This window comes from Rhodococcus sp. NPDC078407, from assembly GCF_044542515.1.
In the GTDB taxonomy this organism is placed as follows: Bacteria; Actinomycetota; Actinomycetes; order Mycobacteriales; family Mycobacteriaceae; genus Rhodococcoides.
In genome coordinates this window covers 146,517-160,902 of record NZ_JBITUQ010000006.1, presented here as the reverse complement: position 1 = coordinate 160,902, position 14,386 = coordinate 146,517, and the positions used below count along the sequence as shown (strand labels likewise).

Here is a 14,386-nt window from a genome sequence, read left to right as displayed (position 1 = left end):
TCCGTTACTCGAGGTAACGTCGATGGGATGCATGTGTCCGACCGCCTCACCGACCACGTTCCCCAGCGCTGGCTCGAGCCTCTCGTCAAGCACGCCGAGGCCCTCAAGTTCCTCATCGTCGGAGCAATCACCTTCGTCGTCACCGTCGTCCTGTTCTTCGGCCTGAAGTGGACGATCCTGCAGGACAAGCCGGTTACCGCGAACGTTTTGGCGGTACTGATCGCAACCATCGTGTCCTACATCCTCAACCGCGAATGGTCGTTCACAGCGCGCGGCGGACGACGTCGCCACCACGAGGCAGCACTGTTCTTCGCCGTCGCCGGAACCGGCCTGGCAATCAACCAGCTACCCCTGTGGGTGTCGAGTTACATGCTGGATCTGCGCTCGCCGAACGTGTCGTTCCTCACCGAGAACATCGCCGACTTCGTCAGCGGCTCCATCATCGGCACCTTGCTCGCAACGGCCTTCCGATGGTGGGCGATGCGCAAGTTCGTCTTCCCCGAGGCCGCAGACGTCATACCCGACCCCGTCGCCCTCACCGTTTACGGTGGACGGCATGGCGACCACTAGGACCCTCGTGCTCATGCGGCACGGCAAATCCGGCTACCCCGAGGGCACACCGGATCACGAACGACCATTGGCCGCACGGGGCCAACGCGAGGCCGGCCTCGCCGGAGCCTGGATCGCTGAGCACGTCGGCCGTGTCGATGCAGTTCTGTGCTCGACGGCTCTGCGCACCCGCGAAACCCTGGCCGCTACCGGCCTGGGCGACACTCCAACCCGCTTCGAGCGGGACATCTACGGCGGATCCGCCGACGAGATCATCGACGAAATCCGACTGGCCGACACCTACTTCGACGACGTGAACGTATCCACCCTGCTGGTCGTCGGACATGAGCCCGGAATCCCTTGGACCGCACTCGAACTGGCGGCCGACGACGACACCGACATCGCACGCGAGGTGCGACACCGCTTCCCCACCTCGGCAATAGCAGTGCTGACCACCCACAAGTCATGGGCAGACGTGACGGCAAGCTCGGCAACCATCACCGAGTTCTGCATCCCGCGCGCCGATCAGTGATCAGCGGTTATCAGTAATCAGCGGTTATCGGTAATCAGCGATTCTTGAGGTACAGGTAGCCGGCACCGCCTGCTGCGATCAGCAGGATCAGCGCTGCGGGGAATCCGAGCAGCCACCACACCACCGCCAGCACCACCAAAGCGGGTGCCGCGGCGATCAATGCGATACCGGGGTTCTCACGAACCGTCTCCAGCGCGGACTGTGCGTGGACTCTGTCGATCTTCTTGCCTGCCATGGCGGACTCCCGGGTTCGTATGTCCTGAATGCGTACTTCCACTGTAGGTGCACAGGCTCGGAGCTACTACCGGTCAACCACGGCAATCGTGGCTCGGGACGTATACACCAGCCCATCGCCGGCCTGCTCCACCCGCGAACCGAGGTACGGATCGGTTCCGAAAGGGTCGGGCGTCGGCTCGATCTTCACCTGCCGACGCGTCGAACCGTCCTCCAACGCAATCGATTCCACGGTGCCGCCCGCAGTGGAGTACGCGAGACCGTCGGCGTATGCGGTGATCGGATAGTAATCCCCTGGGTCGTTCTCCCACCGAACCGAACCGGTTCGCAGATCCAGTGCCGTCACATGGGCGGTTCCGGGAGCACGCGCGATCACCAGATCCCCGACGACGGCCACACCGTTGGTCGACGCCAACACGGGATTCGACCAGGCAAGCGCTCCGGTCGAACGATCGAACGCGGTATCGCCGACGATCATCGGCAGCGATAGGTCAGCAGGAGCGTCGATCTCGGGATAGGGATAGATCGGCGTCGATGACCTGGCCAGAACTCGACCATCGGAAGTGACAGCGGCGGTGCCGGTGAATGCCTCCGACCACGAGCACACCAACTCGGTCATGATCACCAGCGCCGGTTTCACCCGGTACGGCTGCTGGACGCAACTGTCGGGATAGCCCCGATACCACGTGATCGCTCCGGTGACCGAGTCGAATCCTATTGCTGTCGAACCGAATCGACCCAGGCCGTATGTACCGTCGAAGGTGATCGCCGAGCTCGGCGAACCTGCGTAGATGGCCACGCCGGGAAACTCGCTGACCCAATCGCGGCCGACATCGTCGAGGGTGCCCTTCTTGATCTGCGGAGTTCCCTCGTAGCCCTGCGGTGTCGCGGTCGAATTGACCGTATACAGCGAGGATCCGTCGGTGCCGACCGCAAGGATTCGCTGCGGTGCAGCAACAGAGCGCTCTTCACCTGTCATGGCGTTCACCAGGACGATCGTCGAATCCGGGTTCTCCGATTCACTGGTGGACACGCACACGAGATTTCCGGACAGAAGCTGGTCCGCGCAGGAGTCGACCCGGAAGTCGTCACGCCGCCACACAGTGGATCCATCCGTCGCATCGAGTCCCACCAGCGCGGGGGCGTCGAAGTTGCCGGTAGAGGGATCGGGTAGGCCGACGGAGGCGACATACACCTCGCCTGCATCGATGAACGACGCTGCGCTGGGAGAGTCCTGGCTTCCCGCGCCCGGATCACTGAACTGCGGGAATTCGCGGCCGTAGACATCTTCTGCAGATCTAGACCACTGGACCTCCGGCGCACGCGGAACCGTCGGCGGGGCTGCGGTCGTCGGCGGGGCTGCGGTCGTCGCTGCGGGTGCGGTCGCGACCACCGGAGGGTCATCCTCGGCGACGACGATCACCGCAGCAACCACAGTCACCAGTGCCGCGGCCCCCGCCACCCACACCGGCCACCGGTCGGTCACAGATCCAACCCTGGTGCTGTCGCGATGGACTCGAGATTGCCGACGGTGACGAGCTCGCCCGCCGACGTCGACGAGACACGGATACGGGTTCCGGACGGCCGAGTGACGGTCACGGTGCGGGCCCCGAACCTCGAGCGTTCGGAGATGGATCCGTCGGGCAAACGAACTGTATCGACCGAGCGTTCAGCGGCCGGATCGTACTTGTCGGGAATCTCGGGGAGCGGCTGTCCACCCGTGATCGATACCGTCACAACACCTTCCGAACCCGGCGTCACGATCCGTCCGGCTGTGCACAACGCGTCGTCGGCAAACGCGACCCGCTGCATCGGTGCCAGAGGCTGCGCGAAAGCAATCACGGCCCGAAGCGATCGGATGCGAGCGTGCTCCAGCGCGTGACCGATACGGTCTGCGTCGGCGTGAGTCACCGCGGGTCCATCCTGCGATCCACCGCGCGCGTCACACGGTAGAGGCGAGGGCCGGGTGCCCTCGGGGATCGGTGCGCCGATTCGCACATCGCTCGACTTCACCAGGGAGATCAGCTCGTCCATGGCCATCACTTCATCCGGAGACTCGAACTGAGTTGTGCTGGCCTGCAGGGTCGTTCCATCGGACGCGTACGCAGTCGCGGTCCTCGACACCACCGTTCTGTCACCGTCTTCGCTGGTGGAGTCCTTGATGTCCACGACCGTACCGTCGGCCGATACCTCCCTGCGATCGAGACTGCCGGCGAAACAGGGCGGTACACCCCCAGTCGACTTCGAAATCGTCACGGTCAGGTCGGCGCCCCGTCCGCCCCTGATCAGCAATCCGGCTGCAGTGGAACCAGCGAAGAGTGACGGGTCGTCCAACGAACTGTCGGACGAAGGCCCCTGAACGGGACCGAACCGAAGCGCCGACTCCGTGCCGAACGCAGACGTACCTGGCGTTGCGAACTCGATGGCGGTGTCTGCAGGCAAGGCCGATACAAGCGCGTCGGACAGCGCTGTCGCCTTCCGCCCGGAGAACCACGGATAGCGAGGATCGTCGTAGCTACCTCCGTCGAGCTGAAAGATCACTCCGACGGAATCCCCGGAGCCTGGAAGGACGACGGAATCACACCCCGGAATCGTTGTCGACGTATCACCCGGGTCGTAGTTCAACGAGCTGAACCCGCTCGACGCGGGCGTTTCCGGCAACGCGAGGTCCGCGGGGCCGGATCCACGCGACTCCACGACGATCACTCCCGCGGCAACGGCCGTAACAGCAACGAAGACCCACAAGATCTTCGGTTGACGCCCGAGCGCCCCGAGGTCGATCACGGCGACGAGCCTAGTCTGCTGATCGCGTGGCTCTACGACATTCGGTGGAGCTACGACTTTCGGTGGAGCTACGACTTTCGGTGGAGCTCAGCGTCGTACCTTTGGCCGAACCACCAGGTACGACGCCTCCGCGGGGGTATCGCGCGCAGGTCGGCGGCGGTGAGAATCGGGCCCATGGACAATCCAATTCTGCTCACCATCGCGATCTGTGAGGTCGGCTTCTGGGTACTGGTGATCGGTGGCCTGTGCCTGCGTTACCTTGCACGCCTGCGACGAGCGAGCACCATCGTGCTCGCCCTGCTCCCGGTTCTCGATCTCGTCCTCGTCGCCGCGGTGGCTGTGGATCTACACCGAGGCGGAGAGGTCGAATTCGCGCACCGGCTCGCCGGCATCTACCTCGGCTGGACCGTCGTGTTCGCGCACTCGACGGTGGCCTGGCTCGACGTGCGCTTCGCCCATCGCTTCGCCGGCGGCCCCGCACCGGTGAAGCCTCCCAGGACCGGACCGCAGGCCTACCGCAACGAGATCCGAGGGTTCGTCAAGTGGCTGTGCGCCGCAGCGATCGCTCTGGTGATCACCTACGGACTCGCCTACACCGTGGCAGACTCGGCGCAGGCAGCAGCGTTGAAGACCGTGATCCAGCCACTCGGCATCATCACGTTCTTCTGGTTCGTCACCGGACCGCTGTGGGTAGCCGGCAAGAGGAAATCGAGCTCGAAAGCTGCGGCAGGAGAACGGAGTCGACTCTGATGCTGGGTTTGCACCGACTGCCGCGTACGTTTCGCCCCGCGTGGCGGCCGCGAAATCCCGTCGTTCTGCCGATCGAAATGCTGATTGCCACCATCGTCTACGCCGGGTTCCAGCTCTCGACGGGCATGGTCGGCGACACCAGAGACGAACTCGTCGGCAGCCCGGCACTGATCGCAGTGAGTGTTCTTGCCCTGATCGCGATGACTGCGGCGACTTGCGTACGCCGGCCGTATCCCGTCGCGTCGTATCTGACCGTGGTGGCGATCAGTGTCGCACTGATTCTGGTGCTGCCCGAGCGAACCCTCGGGTTCACCCCGCTGTACTGGTTCGCCATCGCGGCGTTGGCGATTCGGGTAACCGGACCACGCCTGTTCATACCCCTCGCGCTCGGGTTGATCCTCGAAATCCTGGTCAGCGTCGATACCCGCCTGTCGTTCCCCGATGCCGCAGCAGGCCCCGGCGGCACGATCGGTGTCGTCGCCGAACAGGTGGCGAACCTGGCGATCAACTACACGGTGCTCGTCGCTCTCGGGAAGTACATCGCACGCGGCCGAGCCCAGGAACTGGAAAGCGAAGCGGCACTGGAACGTGCCGAGCACGAACACCGACAGCGCCTGAACGAGGCCCTGGACAGCGAGAGACGCACCATGGCGCGAGAGTTGCACGACGTCGCGGCGCACCACCTGACCGGGATGCTCATCCAAGCCAAAGCGTCGAAGACACTCATCACGAGCAACCCCGACCAGTCGCGCGAACTACTCACCGGCGCAATCGGACACGGTCAGCGCACACTCGACAGCCTCCGCCAGATCGTCGGGATCCTACGCCCGAGTACACCCAACCAGAACGCTCCGCAGCCGACGATCGCAGACCTTCCCGAACTGATCGAGCAATCACGAACGTCGTTCGGGCACATCGAGACGAACATTGCTGCAGACAGCAACAACACCGACAGCAACACCACCGACAGCAACAACACAGACAGCGCCGTGCAGTTGACGTGCTACCGCATAGTGCAGGAAGCGTTGTCCAATGCCCGACGTCACGCGCCGAACTGCGATGTCTGCGTCGAGGTATCCGATCGTTCGTCGACCATCGAGGTGACCGTCACCAACACGACCACCTCTGCACCTTCCGACCCGCGAGCGTCCGCCGGCCAGGGATTCGGCATACCCGGAATGAGGGAGCGAGCGGAGCTGCTCGGAGGAACCTTCGACGCCGGATCGTCCTCCGACGGCGCGACATGGTCGGTACATGCTCGGCTGCCCGTCGACGGGCACATCTCTCGACCACTGGAGGTACCGACATGATCACCGTTCTGATCGTGGACGACCAGCCCGTCGTTCGGCAGGGATTCGAGCTGTTCCTGGCCGGCCATCCAGACATCGAGGTGGTCGGGCACGCCCGCTCGGGAAAGCATGCCGTGCAACAAGTCTCGATGCTTTAACCCGACGTCGTACTGATGGACATCAGGATGCCCGACGGCGACGGCCTGACGGCCACGCGGGAAATTCTGGCGCAATTCCAGAACGTACGCGTGATCGTCGTGACCACGTTCGACCTGGACGAGTACGTCTTCGCGGCGCTGGACAGCGGTGCATCCGGCTTCCTGCTCAAGGACACCGATCCCGACGAACTCGCCGATGCGGTGGTCACCGTCGCGGGCGGCGGAGCGGCGCTCTCACCCAGCCTGACCCCACGCTTGATGGCGGAGTTCGCGCGACGAGGGGCACCGCAGCGATCGGCGAGAAGCGCTGCACCGCAACACGACCTGAGTCTGCGTGAGATGGAAGTTGTGCAACTGTTGGCGCAGGGCCTGGGCAACAACGGCATCGCCCGGGCACTGCACCTCGAACAGAGCACGGTCAAGACCCACATCGGCAACATCTGCCGCAAACTCGACGTGGACACCAGAGTGCACGTGGTGATCTGGGCCTACCGCAACGGGTTGGTGACCAGCTAGGCGGCCTTACGCTCGTCCTCGTCCGACGTCTTGCTGGTAAGCGTGTCCATCGACGCAGAGTGGTCGGTGTACTGGAAGTGCGGTCGCTTGTCGCCGATGTACGACGTCATCCACGACACCACCGCGACATAGCGGTTCCGGAACCCGGCCAGGTACAGCAGGTGCACCGCGAGCCACATGAGCCAGGCGATCGGCCCCGACATGTCGACCTTTCCGAACAGCCGTGCCACAGCACTGAATCGGCCGACGATAGACATGCTGCCCTTGTCGGTGTACTCGAAAGCCGTCCCGGCGTCGACCTTCCCGATGATCATCTTGGCAACGTGCCTGCCCTGCTGCATCGCCACCGGAGACTGGCCGGGGAGCTTGTTCAACGACGTCACGTCGCCGATCGCGTAGATGTCCTTCGCCGTACCGACCGTCAGGTCGTCGTGCACGAGAAGGCGTCCGGCACGGTCGGTTTCGCAGCCGGTGCGCTCGGCTACGGTCGACGCCAGATCACTGGCCTGCACCCCCGCCGACCAGATGACCGTCTTGGCGGGATACGTCCGTGAGGTCTTGGTATCGACGTCCTGCACGGTGACAACGTCGTCGGCGATATCGGTGACCATGGCTCCGGTGACGACGTCGACGCCCGACTTCTCGAGCTTCGTACGGGCGTACGCGCTGAGCTTGCCACCGAATGCCGGCAGTACTTCCTTGACTCCGTCGACGAGGGTCACCGTGACGTCGTCGGGCTCGATGTCCGGGAACGATCCGGCGAAGTAGCGGTGCGCGAGATCCCTGATCTGACCGGCCAGCTCGACACCCGTCGCACCGGCACCGACGACGACGAAACTCAGCAATTCCTTGCGAGCATCGGGATCGGTTGTCAGGTGCGCAGTCTCGTAGCAGCTCAGAATCTGCTCACGCAGCGCGATCGCGTCGTCCACCGTCTTGAGCGCGAACGTACGGTCCTTGAACTCGTCGCGGCCGAAGTAGGCCTGGGTGGCACCCGTCGCGACGATGAGGCGACCGAATCCGATGGTGTGGCTCTGCCCGGCACCGATGTAGGTGACCTGGTGAGCCTCGGGGTCGACATCGACGACGCGTCCCAGACGGACGTCGGCGGAGTCGTACTGCGCGAGGATGCGCCGGATCGGCGGGGCGATCTCACCCGTCGATAACATTCCGGTGGCAGCCTGGTACAGCAATGGCTGGAAGAGGTGCTCGGTGGTGCTGGAGATGAGCGAGAACGTCACACCGGCCTTGCCCAGAGACTTGGCGGCTGCCAATGCTCCGAATCCCGATCCCACGATGACGACGTCGTACGTTCGCACAGCACTTTCCTTTTCGGCTAGAAGTCTTTCCCTCTACGAAGAACTACCTCCATGAAACTCCGACCTCGGTGGTCTATCAACGCGGAAGTTGAAATAGCATCCATGAGTAGAACTCATGATTGGACGTCGATATGGAACTGCGTCAGCTCAAGTACTTTCTCGCGGTCGGGGAAGAGCTGAACTTCTCTCGCGCTGCCGAGCGCTGCTACGTCTCGCAATCGGCGATCAGCCTGCAGATCTCGAAGCTGGAGCGTGAGATCGGTGAGCCCCTGTTCGAGAGGACCTCGCGTACCGTCCGATTGACCGTTGTCGGAGCACAATTGGTCTCCATCGCCCGGCACATGGTGGAACTCGAGCAGGCCGCCCTGGCACTGACCACGCGCAGGCGGAATCAACTGCGCCTTACCGGGAACATGACCTTTGCCGCCAACGCCATCTCCGCCATCGTCGCGGTCCGCGAACGCCATCCCGACGCCGAGATCGACTTCGTCCTGAAACGATTCGCAGAACAAATCGAAGCGGTGACGTCGGGCGACTGCCAGGTGGCGCTGATCCGCGGCAGCGTCGAACGCTCCGGTCTGCACGTGACCGAGCTGTGGACCGAGGACCTCGTCGTCGTCTTCGCCGAGGGCCATCCACTGGCCGGGGAGGACAACCCGAGCCTGAGCCAACTGGCCGACTACCCGCTGCTCCTGCCCAAACGCAGCGAACAAATTTTGCTGCATCGCGTCATCGAGCGCGAGATGAAGCGCAGCGGGCTACCGCTGACGTTCGGTCCGCCCGTGGCGTCCGATCACACCGCCAGTGCCGAACTCCTCAAGAACCCCCAGTGCTGGTCCATCCTGTACGCCAGCACCGCCGACAGCACCCCCAAGACCGGCCTGGTCTTCCGCACCGAGGCCGACCGCAGGCTGCGACTACCGGTATCGGCCGTCGTCGACGCGACCGTGCCCGCCACCGACATCCAGCGCGACCTCGTGGCGGCCCTGGCAGCAACGGCACCGATTCAGCCTGCTACTGCTGTTCGACCAACTACACCGGCGAGCTGAGCGAACGCGGCATCCGCGTCGAACAATTCGGCGCGATCGTACGTGGACGTGGAGGCCATGATCTCGTTCGCGCCGGTGCGCTCGACCAGCTCCTCCAGCCTCGCGCGCACCTGCTCGGCGGTACCGAGAATGCTCGACGCCAGCGACGCCTCGATTCGATCCCTCGTCCGCGGCGTCCACCGAGATTCATCGATCGCAGCGGCTGGCTCCAGGGCCGGGAACTCGCCCTCGCGACGCGACCTGGCCGTCGCCCACGCCTCCGGCAGCGCGAGCCTGCGGGCATCGGCGGAGTCCGCTGCAATCGTCACATCGAGCGAGACGATCACATACAATTCGGGATTCGATGACGTAGCCCGAAAGTGCTTGCGATACAGAGCTAATGGATCAATGTTCTGCAGAACCGGTCCGCCCACGACCACCGGAAGCCCGGCGCGAGCGGCGACCTCGAGGCCGGCACCGGTTGCGAGGACGAACATCGGCGGAGGCGGGGTTGCGGGCCGCGCCGTCACCGACCCCGAACCGTCGAGATACGAACGCAATTCGGCAATATCGGCATCGAACGTGTCGGCGTGCTCACTGCGCAATGCTGCCCGGACCGGTTCGGTGAACCCGAGCGAACGGCCGACACCCAGGTCGATCCGGCGGGGAAACAGCGACTCCAACATCAGGAATTGTTCGGCCACGATCAGCGGCTGGTGGTTGGGTAACATCACCCCGCCCGATCCGACGCGAATACGCGAGGTTCGCGACGCCACCGCCGCCGCGAGAACAGCAGGCGCGCCCGACGCGATGCCAGGGACGGCGTGATGCTCGGCCACCCAGAACCGGTGCAGCCCGATCTTCTCCGCGTGGATCGCCCGTTCGACGGTATGACGAAGCGCCGAGGCGTCGTCCATTCCGGATCGAGTGCGGGATCTATCGAGAAGAGAAAGCAACACAGTCAGGACAACCGCCGGGGCGTCGGGCATATTTCTGGTCATGAGTTGGTGGGTGTTGACGCACGTCGAATCCGAGGGTCCTGCGCTGATCGGGACGATCATGACCGAGCGCGGAATCGACTACACGGTGGCCGCGATGGGGAGTGGGGATCCGTTGCCCACAGCCGATGCGATCTCGGGGTTGGTCGTATTGGGCGGGCCGATGGACGCGTGGGGCGACGTCGCACCCTGGTATTCGGGCCGAACGTGAATTGATTGCCGAGTGTCTCGCGCGTGGAATTCCTGTGCTCGGGGTGTGTCTCGGTGCTCAATTGCTCGCGGCCTCGCAGGGATGTGCGGTGTATCGCGGTCCGATTGCCGAATTGGGCTCCGGCGAGGTGACTGCGACCGACGCCGGCGCGTCAGTGTTCGGAACGGATCGAATCCAGGTCGTGCACTGGCACACCGATACGTTCGACCTGCCCGTCGACGCGGTGGTCCTGGCCAGCTCGAATCTCTACCGGAATCAGGCGTTCCGCTTCGGCAGCGGTCTCGGTCTGCAGTTCCACGTCGAGCTCACACCTGCGCAGAAACCGATGCTCGACGCGCATATGCCTGCGGGAACAGCGCCGAGCACCCAGGTACTGACTCGAGTCGCCGAGGACGGGCGAAGAATTATCGAAACGTTCTTCGACGAGGCTTCATAGCGGACCAAATGTGTCCGCATTGACGCTCATCATTGGTGCATCAACCTCACCATAAGGATCGAACTCGTCACCCTGGCCGTCACCGATGTGGACCGCGCCAAGGACTTCTACACCTCGATCGGATTCAACGCCGATCACGACGCCCGCCCCTGGGACGGGATCCGGTACGTGCAGCTCACTCCCCCGGGCTCGGCATGCTCCATAGCCATCGGCGAGGGCATCACCGACGCCGAACCCGGCAAGGGAGCCGGAATTCTGATGGTCGTGGACGACGTCCAGGCAGCATATGAGCACCTCACCGCAGCCGGTCTGACCATCGAGACACCCAAGGACGAGGGCTGGGGCACGTTCGTGTACTTCGCCGACCCCGACGGCAACAAGTGGTCGGTGCAGCAGCTGCCCGCACAGTCCTGACAACCGCTAACTGGGATCGAAAGCCAATCGAGCCAGGATGCCACGGTGGTCGGAGCCGGGAATCGTCACGGCTTCGACCGAACGCACCGCCATGCCGGCCACCAGCACGTGGTCGATGGCTATGACCGGCGGATGCCAGGTGTGCGCCGGGTACGTCCTGAGCATGCCGGCACCGGTGGCCACGGCAGCATCGACGAACCGGCCGTCCTGCATATCTCGGTACCGCCGATGGTCCTGCGTCGCATTGAAATCGCCCGCCACCACCACGGGACCGTCCTCGACGGGGATCTTGGCCAGTAGTTGACGCAGCAGCCCCAGCTCACGAACCCAACCGGACGGCTCCCGCGGCCAGGGCGGCACGGGATGCACCGCGAACACCAGCGGTCGGCCCGGCATCTCCACCCGCGCCGAGAGCAATTCCGTCACGAAGCCGTCGTGCCGCTGCTCGTCGACGAGCGGGAAGCGGCTGTAGATCCCGGTCCCCGCTCCGCCTGCGGCAGCACTGACGTACGCATACGGCAGCAGCTCGGAGAGTCCAGGGCGAAGACCCGCGTCGGCCTCGGGCGTCAACTCGACGAGGGTGAGCGCGTCGGGACGGTGTTTTTCGACGAGGGCGATCACTGCATCCTGATCGGCGAGCCCCAGCCAAATATTGGCATGCAACACCGTCAGAGTCGGACCGTCGGTGGTATCTCGGGAGTTGCTCTTCCGGGGGCCATTCTTGCGGGGGCCGTTCTTGCGGGGGCCGTGTATCCCAGAGACGTGTAGAGAAATTTGCGTTGCTGCGGCACTCGCCAGCACAGCTGCTCCGGCCGCCAGCCCCCACCACCCGAACGCCGCGGTCGCGAGAACAGTGCCGGGCACGGCGGCGAGCATGAGGACATGTGCCAATGCAGCGGCCACGAGCATTCCCTGTCCCCGCGAGTCGAGCAGGTGCGCCGCAATGCCCACCACCGCCACGACAAGCAGAAACAGAGCCACCGCAGCCGAAACCATGACCGGGAGTCTGACAGGCAAACCTGAGGCCGAGCTGGGAGGCGTCCTCGAGACCGACCGAACTGTTCGCTTTCTTGCCGCAAACACGACACAATCGACGATGCTGTCCGTGTAGCAAGTAGGGGGACCCGTGAACCGAAGGCAACTGCTGCGGTTGGCCGCTGCCGGAATGCTCGGCGCTGCCGCCGCTCCGGTCCTGAACTCCGCCGGCATGCCGGGTGCTGCCCCCGCAGGCGCGCTGCCGATCGGCGCGGACCGCATCCGGTCCCTGGTACCCGAGCTGTTCGCTGACCCTCCCCGCCCACCGGACCACTCGTCCGTCATCGTGGTCGGCTCCGGATTCGGTGCCAGTGCTGCGGCTCTGCGCATGGCACAGGCGGGCACTCAGGTCACCGTGCTCGAGCGCGGACTGCGATGGCCACGAGACCCCTGGCGCGAGATCTTCACCGCCGACATGACCGCCGACGGCCGTGGACTGTGGCAGCAGAGCTCGTTCACCAACATCACCGGACTCCCGGTGGGACCGGTCGATCTCTTCGGCGGCGTCCTCGACACCACCCGCTACGAGAACCTCTCGGTGTGGCGCGGCGCGGCCGTGGGCGGCGGCTCGATCGTCTACACCGGCGTGACCATCGCACCGGACAAGAAGTTCTTCGACCTCTCGTTGGGCGGACGCCTGAACTACGACGAGATGGCCGCCACCTGGTACCCCAAGGCCCGCTCGATGCTCCGGCCGTCGGCGATGCCCGAGGACGTGTACAACAGCCCGAACTTCGCGCACTCGCGTACCTGGGACGACCATGCCCGGCGGGCAGGCTTCACCCCTCAGGCAGTGGATGGCAACTGGAACTGGAACGTCGTGCGAGACGAGATCGGCGGCCGGTCCCGCCCGTCCGCGACCGTCGGGGCAAGCACGTTCGGCAACTCCAACGGTGCCAAGCACGACCTGACCCAGAACTACATCCCCCAAGCCGAGGCGACGGGCCGCGCAGCCGTGTGCCACAGCCACCGCGTCGCGGCGATAGGCAGTGAATCCGGCGGCCGCTACCGCGTAGAGATCGAACGCCTCGACCCGTTCGGCAACGTCGTCGAGACTCGCACCATCACTTGCGACACCCTCGTCCTCGGAGCCGGATCCATCGGAACCACCGAACTGCTGATGCGCGCCCGCACCACCGGAGCGCTGGCGAACCTCAACGAATTCGTCGGCACCGGCTGGGGAACCAACGGCGATGCCTCGATGACGCGGTCGCTCGGCCCGATGTCCGCCGGACCGCAGGGAGCACCCTGCGCATCCCGCATCGTCGACGACTCGGGCCTGCCGCTGACCGTCGAGAACTGGTACGTGCCAGGCGTTCCGATGAACCTGGGCTTCATCGGCTCACTCGGTATGACCATCGACCCACTACGCGGAAACTTCGGATTCGATTCGGCCACGAACAGATTGACGCTGAACTGGCCCAAGGGCGGCAGCCGCGACACCGTCGAAGCCCTCCGCGCAGTACAGAATCGGATGGCCCAGGCCGGCGGAACCGTCGTCGCGGCCGAGCCGTTCACCCGCGACGTCGACGACACCTTCACCGCCCACCCCCTCGGCGGCGCGGTACTGGGCGACGCCACCGACGGCTACGGCCGCGTGAAGGGCCACCCCGGGCTCTACGTCGTCGACGGTGCGCTGATCCCGGGCAGCACCGGTGCCGCCAACCCGTCGCTGACCATCACCGCGCTCGCCGAGCGCAACGTCGCACAGATCATCGCCGACGGGCGCTGACCGCTCGACGTGGGTAGACCCGACTCGAACGGGTAGTCGACAGGCATGCCCACCGACGAATCGAGAGAACCCGACGAACGGACCATCGCCGACCGCGACGTGGAGAAACGCTGGAGAGACCCCGCTGCCTTTCGCCGAGCGGCGATCTACTGCGCCGGCGTGGTGGCGTTGGCCGCGGCACTGACCGCAGTGTTCCTCCTCGTCGACCGCACGAATCCACTACTGGCTGCTTCGGTGCCCGCGGTGTGCTTCCTCGGCGGCATCGGAGCTCTGACGTTGGGTTACAAGTCCTACCGCTCCGGTGGTACCTGGCCGATCTGGCAGGGCGCGGCATGGTTCCTGTTCACCGTCATGCTGCTCGGATTGGCGATGCCGATGTTCGCAATTCGCCAGTGAGTGTC

The 14,386-nt window shown here is 64.7% G+C and carries 16 protein-coding genes and 1 pseudogene; 11 read left to right on the top strand and 6 right to left on the bottom strand.

Features of this window, described 5'->3' with window-relative positions:
- Positions 1-27: 27 nt before the first annotated feature.
- Both ACIGGF_RS09175 and ACIGGF_RS09170 read left to right on the top strand, forming a co-directional pair.
- On the top strand, positions 28-570 hold the full coding sequence (locus ACIGGF_RS09175; protein ID WP_397521050.1) for a GtrA family protein: 543 nt from the start codon (positions 28-30) through the stop codon (positions 568-570).
- Positions 557-1,081 carry a SixA phosphatase family protein gene (locus ACIGGF_RS09170; RefSeq protein ID WP_397521049.1) on the top strand — a complete coding sequence of 175 codons (525 nt, stop codon included), beginning with the start codon at positions 557-559 and terminating at the stop codon, positions 1,079-1,081. Before ACIGGF_RS09175 ends, ACIGGF_RS09170 begins: the two co-directional genes overlap by 14 nt.
- Positions 1,082-1,115: 34 nt before the next feature.
- Here ACIGGF_RS09170 and ACIGGF_RS09165 read toward each other — a convergent pair whose 3' ends face one another.
- From ACIGGF_RS09165 to ACIGGF_RS09155, 3 genes are all read right to left on the bottom strand, one after another.
- On the bottom strand, positions 1,116-1,316 hold the full coding sequence (locus ACIGGF_RS09165) for a hypothetical protein (RefSeq protein ID WP_008713921.1): 201 nt from the start codon (positions 1,314-1,316) through the stop codon (positions 1,116-1,118).
- 66 nt (positions 1,317-1,382) lie between these two features.
- Positions 1,383-2,801 carry a PQQ-binding-like beta-propeller repeat protein gene (locus ACIGGF_RS09160; protein WP_397521048.1) on the bottom strand — a complete coding sequence of 473 codons (1,419 nt, stop codon included), beginning with the start codon at positions 2,799-2,801 and terminating at the stop codon, positions 1,383-1,385.
- The gene (locus tag ACIGGF_RS09155; RefSeq protein ID WP_397521047.1) at positions 2,798-4,099 is read right to left on the bottom strand and encodes a hypothetical protein; all 1,302 of its coding nucleotides are present in this window, start codon (positions 4,097-4,099) and stop codon (positions 2,798-2,800) included. The genes ACIGGF_RS09160 and ACIGGF_RS09155 overlap by 4 nt, the downstream gene beginning before the upstream one ends.
- A 174-nt stretch (positions 4,100-4,273) precedes the next feature.
- On the opposite strand from ACIGGF_RS09155, the gene ACIGGF_RS09150 reads away from it, so the two are divergent.
- The 3 genes and pseudogenes from ACIGGF_RS09150 (at position 4,274) to ACIGGF_RS09140 (ending at position 6,812) form a co-directional block, all read left to right on the top strand.
- On the top strand, positions 4,274-4,849 hold the full coding sequence (locus ACIGGF_RS09150; RefSeq protein ID WP_397521046.1) for a hypothetical protein: 576 nt from the start codon (positions 4,274-4,276) through the stop codon (positions 4,847-4,849).
- Positions 4,849-6,159, top strand: a complete 1,311-nt coding sequence (locus ACIGGF_RS09145) for a sensor histidine kinase (protein WP_397521045.1) — start codon at positions 4,849-4,851, stop codon at positions 6,157-6,159. The genes ACIGGF_RS09150 and ACIGGF_RS09145 overlap by 1 nt, the downstream gene beginning before the upstream one ends.
- Positions 6,156-6,812 (top strand): annotated as a pseudogene (locus ACIGGF_RS09140) (response regulator). The gene ACIGGF_RS09145 and the pseudogene ACIGGF_RS09140 overlap by 4 nt, the downstream one beginning before the upstream one ends.
- On the opposite strand, the gene ACIGGF_RS09135 reads toward ACIGGF_RS09140, so the two are convergent.
- On the bottom strand, positions 6,809-8,131 hold the full coding sequence (locus tag ACIGGF_RS09135) for an NAD(P)/FAD-dependent oxidoreductase (protein ID WP_397521044.1): 1,323 nt from the start codon (positions 8,129-8,131) through the stop codon (positions 6,809-6,811). The pseudogene ACIGGF_RS09140 and the gene ACIGGF_RS09135 overlap by 4 nt on opposite strands.
- A gap of 119 nt (positions 8,132-8,250) precedes the next feature.
- Between ACIGGF_RS09135 and ACIGGF_RS09130 the strand changes: the two genes are divergently transcribed.
- Positions 8,251-9,180, top strand: a complete 930-nt coding sequence (locus ACIGGF_RS09130; protein ID WP_397521043.1) for a LysR family transcriptional regulator — start codon at positions 8,251-8,253, stop codon at positions 9,178-9,180.
- Here ACIGGF_RS09130 and ACIGGF_RS09125 read toward each other — a convergent pair.
- Positions 9,138-10,160, bottom strand: coding sequence for an MsnO8 family LLM class oxidoreductase (locus ACIGGF_RS09125; RefSeq protein ID WP_397521042.1), 1,023 nt, complete (start codon positions 10,158-10,160; stop codon positions 9,138-9,140). The genes ACIGGF_RS09130 and ACIGGF_RS09125 overlap by 43 nt on opposite strands.
- Here ACIGGF_RS09125 and ACIGGF_RS09120 point away from each other — a divergent pair.
- From ACIGGF_RS09120 to ACIGGF_RS09110, 3 genes are read left to right on the top strand one after another with little or no spacing between them, the layout of a single operon-like run.
- Positions 10,159-10,368: a hypothetical protein gene (locus ACIGGF_RS09120; protein ID WP_397521041.1), complete on the top strand. Its 210-nt coding sequence runs from the start codon at positions 10,159-10,161 to the stop codon at positions 10,366-10,368. The genes ACIGGF_RS09125 and ACIGGF_RS09120 overlap by 2 nt on opposite strands.
- Before the next feature lie 34 nt (positions 10,369-10,402).
- Complete coding sequence (locus ACIGGF_RS09115; RefSeq protein WP_397521040.1) at positions 10,403-10,804, top strand: type 1 glutamine amidotransferase; 402 nt, start codon at positions 10,403-10,405, stop codon at positions 10,802-10,804.
- Between the two features lie 39 nt (positions 10,805-10,843).
- Positions 10,844-11,218 (top strand): VOC family protein, encoded by a 375-nt coding sequence (locus ACIGGF_RS09110; RefSeq protein ID WP_397521105.1) that lies wholly within the window; start codon positions 10,844-10,846, stop codon positions 11,216-11,218.
- A gap of 6 nt (positions 11,219-11,224) precedes the next feature.
- Here ACIGGF_RS09110 and ACIGGF_RS09105 read toward each other — a convergent pair whose 3' ends face one another.
- The gene (locus ACIGGF_RS09105; RefSeq protein ID WP_397521039.1) at positions 11,225-12,214 is read right to left on the bottom strand and encodes an endonuclease/exonuclease/phosphatase family protein; all 990 of its coding nucleotides are present in this window, start codon (positions 12,212-12,214) and stop codon (positions 11,225-11,227) included.
- 130 nt (positions 12,215-12,344) lie between these two features.
- On the opposite strand from ACIGGF_RS09105, the gene ACIGGF_RS09100 reads away from it, so the two are divergent.
- Both ACIGGF_RS09100 and ACIGGF_RS09095 read left to right on the top strand, forming a co-directional pair.
- Complete coding sequence (locus ACIGGF_RS09100) at positions 12,345-13,985, top strand: GMC oxidoreductase (protein WP_397521038.1); 1,641 nt, start codon at positions 12,345-12,347, stop codon at positions 13,983-13,985.
- A 45-nt stretch (positions 13,986-14,030) separates the two neighbouring features.
- A complete protein-coding gene (locus ACIGGF_RS09095) occupies positions 14,031-14,381 on the top strand; it encodes a hypothetical protein (protein ID WP_397521037.1) in 351 nt (116 codons plus the stop codon).
- Positions 14,382-14,386: the final 5 nt, after the last annotated feature.

Coding starts and splice junctions, on each gene's coding strand:
- ACIGGF_RS09175 (WP_397521050.1), top strand. CDS start 28: ATGCATGTGTCCGACCGCCTCACCGACCACGTTCCCCAGCGCTGGCTC.
- ACIGGF_RS09120 (WP_397521041.1), top strand. CDS start 10,159: ATGAGTTGGTGGGTGTTGACGCACGTCGAATCCGAGGGTCCTGCGCTG.
- ACIGGF_RS09170 (WP_397521049.1), top strand. CDS start 557: ATGGCGACCACTAGGACCCTCGTGCTCATGCGGCACGGCAAATCCGGC.
- ACIGGF_RS09105 (WP_397521039.1), bottom strand. CDS start 12,214: ATGGTTTCGGCTGCGGTGGCTCTGTTTCTGCTTGTCGTGGCGGTGGTG.
- ACIGGF_RS09095 (WP_397521037.1), top strand. CDS start 14,031: ATGCCCACCGACGAATCGAGAGAACCCGACGAACGGACCATCGCCGAC.
- ACIGGF_RS09125 (WP_397521042.1), bottom strand. CDS start 10,160: ATGACCAGAAATATGCCCGACGCCCCGGCGGTTGTCCTGACTGTGTTG.
- ACIGGF_RS09145 (WP_397521045.1), top strand. CDS start 4,849: ATGCTGGGTTTGCACCGACTGCCGCGTACGTTTCGCCCCGCGTGGCGG.
- ACIGGF_RS09150 (WP_397521046.1), top strand. CDS start 4,274: ATGGACAATCCAATTCTGCTCACCATCGCGATCTGTGAGGTCGGCTTC.
- ACIGGF_RS09165 (WP_008713921.1), bottom strand. CDS start 1,316: ATGGCAGGCAAGAAGATCGACAGAGTCCACGCACAGTCCGCGCTGGAG.